This is a genomic window from Pseudoalteromonas rhizosphaerae (genome assembly GCF_028885455.1).
In the GTDB taxonomy this organism is placed as follows: domain Bacteria; phylum Pseudomonadota; class Gammaproteobacteria; order Enterobacterales; family Alteromonadaceae; genus Pseudoalteromonas; species Pseudoalteromonas rhizosphaerae.
In genome coordinates, this window is sequence record NZ_CP118496.1 from 3,006,332 (window position 1) to 3,017,211 (window position 10,880).

At 41.7% G+C, this 10,880-nt stretch carries 1 protein-coding gene; it reads left to right on the forward strand.

Annotation, left to right across the window (positions count from 1 at the left end; genetic code table 11):
- Positions 1–821 precede the first annotated feature (821 nt).
- The gene (locus tag PVK79_RS12950) at positions 822–10,880 is read left to right on the forward strand and encodes a non-ribosomal peptide synthetase/type I polyketide synthase (protein WP_257325813.1); all 10,059 of its coding nucleotides are present in this window, start codon (positions 822–824) and stop codon (positions 10,878–10,880) included.

Sequence of the window (10,880 nt, forward strand, 5' to 3'; positions counted from 1 at the left end):
GACAGATTAATCAAAGTTATTAGATACTTTATTTAATAGAGAAGATGTGCAGTTGATCAACCGTGTACTTACTTGACGATTGAGTTCGTAATATTGCAGGCGTGCCTTGTGAGGGAATACTAGCACTAAATGAGTAGAACGTTTGTCAGTAGCTAAAGTCGGTCATCTTTGCATCACATTTAGCTTTTGTGTATTTAGTCACGTAACTTGAAGACCCCGATAAGACTCATACAGGAAATGCTGAAAATAGCTCAAGTAGGTAAAGTGAATTTACTAATAAAGCTAATTGTTGCCTTAAATCAATCATCACTTTTGGGTTAATTGTTTTTTAATAAAACGTAATGTTTTGTAATATTTCTATAGGGTTTGATCAAGTAACATGAGTCTCAGCATAGAGGTTAATTAATAAATACGTCTTTAGGATGGTTTTTGGTGTTAACTTGTAAATTATTGGCTTTATTAATGTTGGTCTAGTTTTTTTGTACTACTCTCTTAGTCGCAATATTAATTATTTTTATCACAGTAACTTTATTTGTTGGTATTTATATACCAAGTTTTAAATGAAAGTTATTGCAAAATTAAGGTGCAGTTGATTAGCGCAGCTGGTGGTTTTAGCGGTTAGTTTACCTTTAAGTTTCAATACGTTATTTATATTGTGCGGATTACAATATGTGCAATCGTTAAATAATGTTATGAATCTATGTAATTGATTATATTTCAATTTTAGTGGTTTATACACTGAGGCAACCAAGCTGTAGAAGTGCAGAGTTTTATTTTGGCTTTGGTGTTGCAGTGAGCCGCAAACCAAAATAGGTCATGGAATGAATATAAATTTAGCGGCTAGGTTAGTTAAATTAGCTAACACGCGTGGTAGTGATACTGCATATCAATATTTTTATGACGATCAGCAACCTTGTAAAACACTCACTTATGCACAGTTAGATGAACGTGCTAAGCAAATTGCTCGGCACTTGCAGGAGCATTTTTCGCAAGGGGATAGGGCGCTATTGCTATTTAATTCTGGTTTTGAATTTGTGGAGGCATTTTTTGCGTGTCTGTACGCTGGCATTGTGGCTGTTCCTGTCTATCCTCCCAAAAAGAATCAAAATATTGACCGTTTAAGAACTATTGTTGTTGATGCAGGTGCGAAAGGTGCACTGATCACAGAAAAAATTAATGAAATAGCACGTCCATTATTTGAAGCTGAACCTTTATTGGCTGATTTAGCTATTTTTACCACTGACGCTGAACCCACTTATCAAATTAACACTATAGATTTTCAGCACTGCGAAGTAGCAGCTGACGAATTAGCCTTTCTACAATATACATCTGGCTCAACGGGTGAGCCAAAAGGGGTAATGGTTAGCCAAGCCAATATTCTCGATAATCAAGAAATGATGAAGCAAGCCTTTGGTCATGATCACAGCACCGGTATTGTCAGCTGGTTACCGCACTTTCATGATATGGGTCTTATTTTTGGTATTTTGCATCCGATCTATATTGGTGCACCAGCGGCTTTGATGAATCCGACTTACTTTTTACAAAAGCCGTATCGCTGGCTCAAACTGTTAAGTGATACTAAAGCTGTAACCTCTAGTGCGCCTAACTTTGCTTATGATTTATGTGTCGATACGGTTAAAGATACTGATTTAAAAAACCTCGATTTATCACATTGGCGCTCTGCATTAAATGGTGCGGAGCCCGTTCGAGCGACGACGTTGGAGCGCTTTGTAGAGAAATTTAAAGGGTGTGGTTTTCGCCGTGACAGTATTTCTCCTTGTTATGGTATGGCGGAAACAACTTTATTTGCAAGCGGTGGTAAATTATCACACTCGCCAACTGTGTTACGTCTTATCACTGCAGAATTACAAACAGGTAAAGTAAGAAACGTAACGCATGGCGATGATGATTCATTTTGTGATTTACACACATCATCCGATAACTCGCCTTATTATGCGGTGTCGTGTGGCATTACGTGGCACAACCATACAATGGCCATTGTTAATACTGACACTAATAAACGCTGTGCTGATGGCGAAACCGGCGAAATTTGGATCAAAGGTGCAAGTGTTGCACAAGGTTATTGGGGAAAAGCCGCATTAACAAAAGAAATATTTCAGGCCTATGTTGATGATAACGATGGCCCATACTTACGCACTGGCGACTTAGGCTTTGTATATCGCGATGAGTTGTTCGTCACTGGGCGCTCTAAAGATGTATTAATTTTTCGCGGTAAAAATTATTACCCACAAGATATTGAATTGACGGTAAGTAACGCAAATGCTGCACTTGATAATAACGGTGGTGCGGCATTTTCAATAATGTGCGAACAGCAAGAGCGACTTGTCATTGTGCAACAAGTAAAACGTACTGCGGTTCGTAAACTTGATCCTGAAGCGATATGTAAAGATGTGATCCAAGCGATTACAGAGCAGCATGGTATTACGCCCTATGATGTTGTACTGATAAAACCTGGGCGAGTATTAAAAACATCTAGCGGAAAAATTCAACGTCAAGAAAACAAACGTCATTACTTAGCGCAGCAGCTAACGCCACTTTATCAATTGCGTGGTTCTTTTGAGAGCGAAACGTTTGAGCCACAATCCGCAGATATATTCAGTAACCACTGTGCACTTGAAGATGAACAACATGCAAATTTACTTAGCTTGTTGCAAAGCGTCGTTGCACAGGAAGTTGATATGGACCCGCAATCACTCGCTGTTGATGCTTCATTTCAATCTTTAGGGGTTGATTCAATGAAGGCGGTGCGTATTTCGGGTGAGTTAATGGAATTGCATGATATTGAGTTAGAGCCGACAGTTTTATATGACTATCCATCTATTTCAAAGCTTGCTAATTATTTATGGCAATTTGCTGCGATCCGAACTGCTGCTATATCATCAAATACAGTCACTATGCCCGCGGCTATACCCACACTAAATGAAGCTGCTCAGTCTCTAAGGGACTCCACGGACAAAGACATTGCCATTATAGGGATGGCATGTCGTTACCCTGAAGCTGAAAGTATAGAGGCGTTTTGGCAGCTATTATGTAACCAACAAGATGCAATTGGACTGCCAAACGAAAGTCGCGGCATGTTATGCCCACATTTGGATAATACCCGTTTAGGTGGTTACATCAGTGACATTGAACAATTTGATGCAAATTTATTTGGTATTTCTCCAACCGAAGCTAAGCATATAGATCCTCAGCATCGATTGTTGCTAGAAACCAGTTACCATGCCATTGAAGCCGCAGGTTATGCGCCGATGCAATTATCGGGTGCAAAAGTAGGGGTTTATATTGGTATCTCGCAAAATGATTACTTCTTACTTTCTCAGCAATATGAAAAGCAAAATGCTTATTTAGGTACTGGTACTGCGCTGAGTATTGCGGCTAATCGGTTATCGTATTATTACAACTTCAGCGGGCCAAGTGTTGCAGTTGATACAGCATGCTCATCTTCGTTAGTTGCATTGCATTTAGCCATGCAAAGTATTCACAGTGGTGAAATAGCCCAAGCTTTGGTGGGCGGGGTGAATTTGATCCTCAGTGATGAGGTAACGAACGCCTGTGAAAACGCGCAAATGCTTGCAAAAGATGGCCGTTGTAAAACGTTTTCAGACTCCGCAGATGGCTATGTACGAAGTGAAGGGGTGGGATGTTTATTATTAAAGTCGTTAGCGCAGGCAGTACAGGATAACGACCCTATTTACGGGGTACTAAAAGGCAGTGCAGTCAATCAAGATGGCCGCAGTAATGGCATTACAGCACCTAATGGCTTGTCACAGCAAAGTGTTATTAAGTCGGCGTTAGCTAATGCACAAATTGCAGCAGATGACGTGCAATATGTTGAAGCCCATGGCACTGGTACAGAGCTGGGTGATCCAATAGAAGTATCGGCGCTGAGTAAAGTATATAGGCCACAAACAAGCTTAGCTGAGCCACTTACTGTGGGCGCTGTGAAAGCGAATATTGGCCATTTGGAATCGGGTGCAGGCATTGCTGGTATGATCAAAACCATGTTATGCATGCAGCATAAAAAAATACCCGGCCAAGCTCATGCTAAAGAGCTTAACAAACACATTGCTTGGCATAAAATTGCGTTAAAAATTAATCGTGATTTACAGCCGTGGCCTGTTGGTTCAGACAATGGTTGTATTGCTGGTGTTAGCTCGTTTGGTTTTGGTGGCACAAATGCACATATTATCTGTGCGAGTGCACCTCAACGTGCGGTCGATACCATTGATTTAGCCTCGCAAACGGGATTTTATCTGTTACCGTTATCAGCTAAAACTCCAGATGCGTTAGCCAATTTACTGACGCGTTATGAAACGAGATTAAAGAGTTTATCTGATAATGAATTTGATGCGCTGATCTACACAGCAGCACATCTGACTAAGTTTAAAGAAGCAAAACGTGCCGTATGCGGCGAAGATCGTGCAGGTTTATTACGTGCGATGCGTGGCTTAAATACAACCTCACATTTAAGTGCGGCTGAAAATGATAAAGCTGCGACAAATTATGAGTTAGTAATGCTATTTACTGGTCAGGGCTCGCAATATCCGGCAATGGCAAAACAATTGTATGATACGCAAATTGTATTTAAAAACGCGATTGATGAATGTGATCATTTACTTGGCGATAGACTCGGCGAGTCATTGCTAACGGTTCTGTATCAGCAAAGCCATAAACAGTTTTTAGAACAAACTAACTGGACTCAAGTCGGCTTATTTGCGGTTGAGTATGCTACGGCCAAATTAATGATCCACTTTGGCGCCACTCCTAAGCTGTTATTAGGTCACAGTGTTGGGGAGTATGCAGCGGCATGCATTGCTCAGGTGTTTTCGTTAGCTGATGCTATTTTATTGATAGCTGCGCGTGGCCAACTCATGCATGAACTTGCTGATAATGGGGGCATGTTTGCAGTGCGTTGTAGTGAGCAAGTTGCCCAGCAAGTCATTACAAAATGCCATGATAATGGCAAGACTCAAATTGCAATTTCAGCCTATCATGGTGCTTCTGGCGTGGTGTTCTCAGGCGAAAACTCAGCGCTTGAGATTGCCATTGAGTTATTAAAAGAACAAAATCTGACGATTAAACAGCTCAACACAGCACGTGCTTTTCATTCACCACTTATGGATCCGATGCTTGATGATTTTGCTGCTATAGCAGCGCAAGTAAACTATAGAAAACCTTGTTATCCCTTGTTGTCGTCGGTGACTGGCCAGCTAGAAACTGACGCCTTAGCAACACCTCAATACTGGATCGAGCAGATCACTAAACCTGTTCGCATTGATTTATGCGTGAGCGAGTTAGATAAACGTGAGCATTTGTGCGCGGTAGAAGTTGGACCAAAACCTGTTTTGATGGTGTTATTGCAAGAAAACTTGCCCCATTTAGATGCTGAATATTTACCTATATTGCACAGTCAAGGTGCTGATAAAACACGTTTAGTAACCAGTTTAGGGCGTATTTTTGAACTAGGCATTGAGCTAAATTGGGCGCATATTTATCCACAAATAAATATTCAAAAACAGCCATTACCCGCTTATCCGTTTGCAAAAAATGCACATTGGATAGTGCCAACAGCAAAGCAACCAGCGCTAAAAAGTACTGCAATGCAGGAAAATATGCAGGCCAATAAATCGGTAACAAACATAAACCAAGTTGTTGCACGAACTGAGCTTATTCGTGACATCGTACTCTCTAATCTTGCAAATTTATTATCATTACCAGTTGATGCTATAAAAACGAATGTTCCCTTACTTGAAATGGGGGTTGATTCATTAATGATAATGCAAGCCGTACGCACCTATGAAAGAGAATTTGGCTTAGAGTTTAGCGTACGCCAGTTTTACGAAGAACTAAGCACAGTGGATAGTTTATTGGATTATATTGCGCAACATAGTGACTTTTACCCACACACTGAAGATGCCCAGTTAACCTCGGATATTGCAATTGTAGAGCAGAATACCCCTTCGTACTCTGATACAACAACTTCTTCAGCCAATATGGGGTTTGATCAACAGACTATCATGGCAATTTGCCAGCAGCAGCTGCAAGCTGCCGCGAGTGTAACTAATGATTTTGGCCGTCAAAGCATTGCCGCGGTGACAGCGCAACAATTACGTTTTCTACAGGGCAGTGCTATAACCTCCTCGGCAAGTGTAACGCCAGACAATATGCCTCAGCAGCAAGTAAAAACAGTTGCAATGCCCGTAAATAAGCGCGCCACAGAACTTCCTGCATCGCAAAGTAGACAATTACACATGCAGCATCAGTCACCCGCTATGCAGCAGCATTTTGAACAACTAAAAGCTGATTATTGCGCAAAAACCAGCGCATCGAAAAAGCTGGTTGCTCAACATCGTGGCAACTTAGCTGATTGCAGAGCCTCAGCGGGGTTTAGGTTATCAAGCAAGGAAATGCTTTATCCGATTTATGCAGACCACTGCGAGCAAGCCAGATTATGGGATATAGACGGCAATGAATACATTGATATTACAATGGATTTTGGAGTTAATTTATTTGGCCATAAAGCCGAATTTGTGACTGATGCTTTAGCGCAACAAGTAGATCAAGGTATTCAATTAGGCTTAGCCAGTCCTTTAGCGTGTGAAGTGGCTGCTTTGATCAGCGAATTAACTGGTTTGGCGCGTGTGACGTTTTGTAATTCAGGCACCGAGGCGGTCATGACCGCACTGCGCTTAGCACGCAATTATACAAAACGTGACAAAATTGTGCAGTTTAGTGGGGCATACCATGGTCATTATGATGGTACTTTGGCGCACTCTGTGGGCCAAGGAGACATCGAGCCTATGTGCGCAGGTGTTCGCCAAGGCGCAGTTAATGACAACTTAGTATTAGATTACGGTAGCGCGCAGGCGCTGGAAATTATTCGTGCAAATGCACATACAATTGCTGCGGTATTGGTTGAACCGGTTCAAAGCAGATACCCAGAAATACAACCGTGGGAATTTTTAAAAGAGCTCAGAGCAATAACCACAGAGCATGGAATAGCACTGATTTTTGATGAGATGATCACCGGGTTTCGCGCTCATCCAGGCGGCGTACAGGGATTAGTGGGGATCCAAGCTGATATGGCAACCTATGGCAAAATTGTTGGTGGAGGGTTGCCAATCGGAGTTGTTGCCGGCAGTGCCGATTACTTAGACGGTATTGATGGTGGTGTATGGCAATATGGTGATCAGTCTTATCCACAGGCAGATACGACTTTTTTTGCTGGAACATTTTGTAAACACCCAATGGCAATGGCCAGTGCAAAAGCGGTTTTAAGCGAAATTAAACGCCAAGGACCACAGTTACAACAAAGGCTAAGTGATAAAACCAATTATCTGAAAACAACCCTTAATCGCTTTTTTGCTGATGCAATGATCCCAATTCAAATTGAAGCTTTTAGCTCTTTATTTCGTTTTAGATTTAGCCAAAATCTAGATATGTTTTTTTATGAAATGCTTAATCGTGGCATCTTTATTTGGGAAGGACGTAACTGCTTTTTATCAGCAGCACATACAGATGCAGATATAGAGATCATTATTACCGCAGTTAAAGACAGTGCCTTGAGCTTAAAGGTGGCAGGTTATTTTGGTATTGAGCGTGATGATAAGATGAGCTTGGTCACCTTAGCGGCGACATTTCCATTGACCGAGGCGCAGCAGCAATTACTTGCCTTAGCGTCAAAGTCACCTGAGGGGGCTTTTGCGTATCACTTACAAGCCGTACTTAAATTAACAGGTCAGTTAGATATAAGTCGCTTAGTTACCGCAGTTGATAAAACAGTACGCGAGTGCACTATTTTACAGTATGCAATTGATAGCGATACGCTTTGCCATAGGTTAGTGGCTGAGCATCGTCCTCAATTGTTAGTTATTAATCTACAACACTCAGATAATAATATCGCTGTAGCAACTCAGTTGCAGGAGTTACGTTACCATGCTTTTGATTTTAATAATGAAGTTGCATGTCGCTTTGCGCTACTAAGAGAAAATGATAATACTGCTTACTTAAGTGTGGTTACGCATCATTTACTCTGTGATGGCGTATCGTTGCAGATTATTTTGAGTAAAGTTGCCCAACACTATAACAACACCACAACAGAGGCGTTGGCAGCACAGGTAGACTTTAGTGCATATGTTAAAGCACTTGACCACTATAAAGAGTCTGCTAATTACCAGCAAGATAAGGCATTTTGGTTGGCACAACTAGCGCCAAGTATGCCGTTGCAACTACCAACAAACACTGCGATTGCAACGACAACGAACTATGCAGTATCGGTATTGACTGTTGAGCTTAATGAGCACACCAAAGGAAATATTGCTGATCTGGCTAAACAGCAGGGCTGCGGTCAATTTGCCACTTTATTGGGGTTATATATAGCGTGGTTAAGTAAGCTTAGCCAGCAGTCAATGATCACCGTTGGGATCCCTTGCTCTGATCGACAATTACTCCCTCAAGCTGATAGCGCAGAATCTTCCGATAGCGAATTAGTCGGGTATTGCACGAATATTTTACCAATTTGCATTGATGTTACAAACATCAGCAGTGTTCGAGAGTTAATCAAAACAGTGCAATCTGAATTATTAACTGCATTTGAACATCAACATTTCCCTTATTCAGCGTTAGCAAATGAATCGCTTAATTTACCTAATACTTTATTTAATTTAGATAAAGTTACTGCCTTACCGGCATTTACTGAATTGCAATTAAATACCATGCCAAGCAACACCTGTTATAGCCAATTCCAATTAAGTTGTAACTTAACTCAGTTTGCTAACAGTTGGTCACTCACCCTTGAATATCAAAAAGATAAATTTACATATGAACAGGTAAATCATTGGTTATCTGGGTTAATAGGGTTGTTTAGCAACGCTGTTGGGACAGACGAACTAAACAGTGCGAACTGTTCATTGTTAGATGATTTACAAATAGCGACACTGGTTACTGAACAATGTGAGCGTGTTGATAAACAACTTTGTGTCGATTCTTGTATCGTTTCATTTGAATATGCTGCGACTCAATACCCTGACAATATTGCTATTACCTGTGATGGCCAAAGCCTTAACTATTCACAGTTAAATCAACGAGTAAATACCTTTGCTCATTATCTTATTGAGCAAGGTATTGGGGTCGGCAGCTTAGTCGCAATTGCACTACCAAGGCGTGCGGAGCTGATTATTAGCTTATTAGCGGTATTAAAAACGGGGGCTGCATTTTTGCCACTCGATATTACTTTTCCGCAAGCACGCATTGAATATATTCTGGCTGATGCACAAGCTGATTTACTGTTGTGTGACAGTTTTAGTGATAGTAGCCCAATTATTGCGAGCAACAAATTGCCCGTATTAGATATTGATACTGTGGTACTTACAGGCTTGCAAAGCAGTAATCCAGATCGCGTTATTGCTCCTTTATCAAGCGCTTATGTTATATATACATCGGGCTCAACGGGGCAACCTAAAGGTGTGGAAATTAATCACCAAGGGCTACAAAACCTGTTGCTCGCTATGACGGTACAGCCTGGAATAGAGCCAACCGATTGCTTGTTGGCAGTTACCACTATTGCATTTGATATCGCGATGTTAGAGCTGTTTTCGCCCTTAATTGTTGGGGCTAATGTACTGCTTGCGAGTGAGCAAACATGCAGTGACCCATATGCAATTACCGATCTAATAGCACATTTCCCAGTGTCTATTATGCAAGCGACTCCGACGTTATGGCGATTAATAATAAATGCAGCACCTGATTGTTTAGCTGGTATCAAGGTCTTGTGTGGTGGCGAACCGCTTGATCCAGCACTTGCTCAGGCGGTGCTGTCGCAGCAGGGGGATTTATGGAATATGTATGGTCCAACCGAAACCACCATTTGGTCTGCAATTAGCCATATTCAGCACAGTGATGATATTACGATAGGTTCAGCAATTGCTAATACGAGCTTGTATGTTATGGCTGAGGATGCACAAAGTCCATGTTTACCTCTACCTATTGGCGTGTGGGGGGAGTTATGGATCGGTGGTTTAGGATTAGCGACTGGCTACTTACAGCAACCAGCACTTACAGCTGAACGTTTTGTTAGTCATGTTTTTAATGGTCAATCGCATCAGCGTTTGTATAAAACTGGCGACCGTGCAAGGCGTTTACTCGATGGCCGTATTGAACTACAAGGGCGGTTAGATCAACAAGTTAAACTAAACGGGCATCGTATTGAATTAAGTGAAATTGAACACCACCTGCGCTTGTTATTTGCGAACCAAGATGTACGTGTTTTTATCAAACCAAACAATCAAGACCAGCCGAGTTTATGTGCTTATAGCCTTGAGGACGACAGTTTGGAAAGTGTTTGGAGTGTGAGTGAATTACGCCGTGTGCTATCACAATCATTGCCAAGTTATATGGTGCCAGAATCAATCTGTTGGTTACCGCAGTGGCCAACCACACCAAATGGAAAATTAGACACGAAAGCATTACCGCTTCCGACTGCGGCTATGCAATCGGCAATAGTGCGTATTGCCCCCAGCTGCGCGACTGAAACGAGCTTACTGCAACATTATTTAGCATTACTTAAGGTTGCAGTGTTAGGTACCCAAGAAAGCTTCTTTGATTGTGGTGGTAACTCTGTACTCGCTATGCAGCTTGTGTCACGAATTAATCTGCAATTTAAAGTACGGGTGACGGTAGGCGATATTTTTGACTACCCTAGCGTGGCGCAATTAGCGCTACGAATTGACGATTTATTATCAGCGCGAGCAGCAAGTACCGAGCAAAGTCAGCCTCAGGTTACTGTTGTGAGCGATATAGTGAGCGGCCGTGATATTAGTAAAGCCCTTGATGATAGCAGCATGACTGAAATGGACTTGTAA

Excerpts from the sequence above, each read along its gene's own strand:
- PVK79_RS12950 (WP_257325813.1), top strand. The coding sequence starts at position 822 with ATGAATATAAATTTAGCGGCTAGGTTAGTTAAATTAGCTAACACGCGT.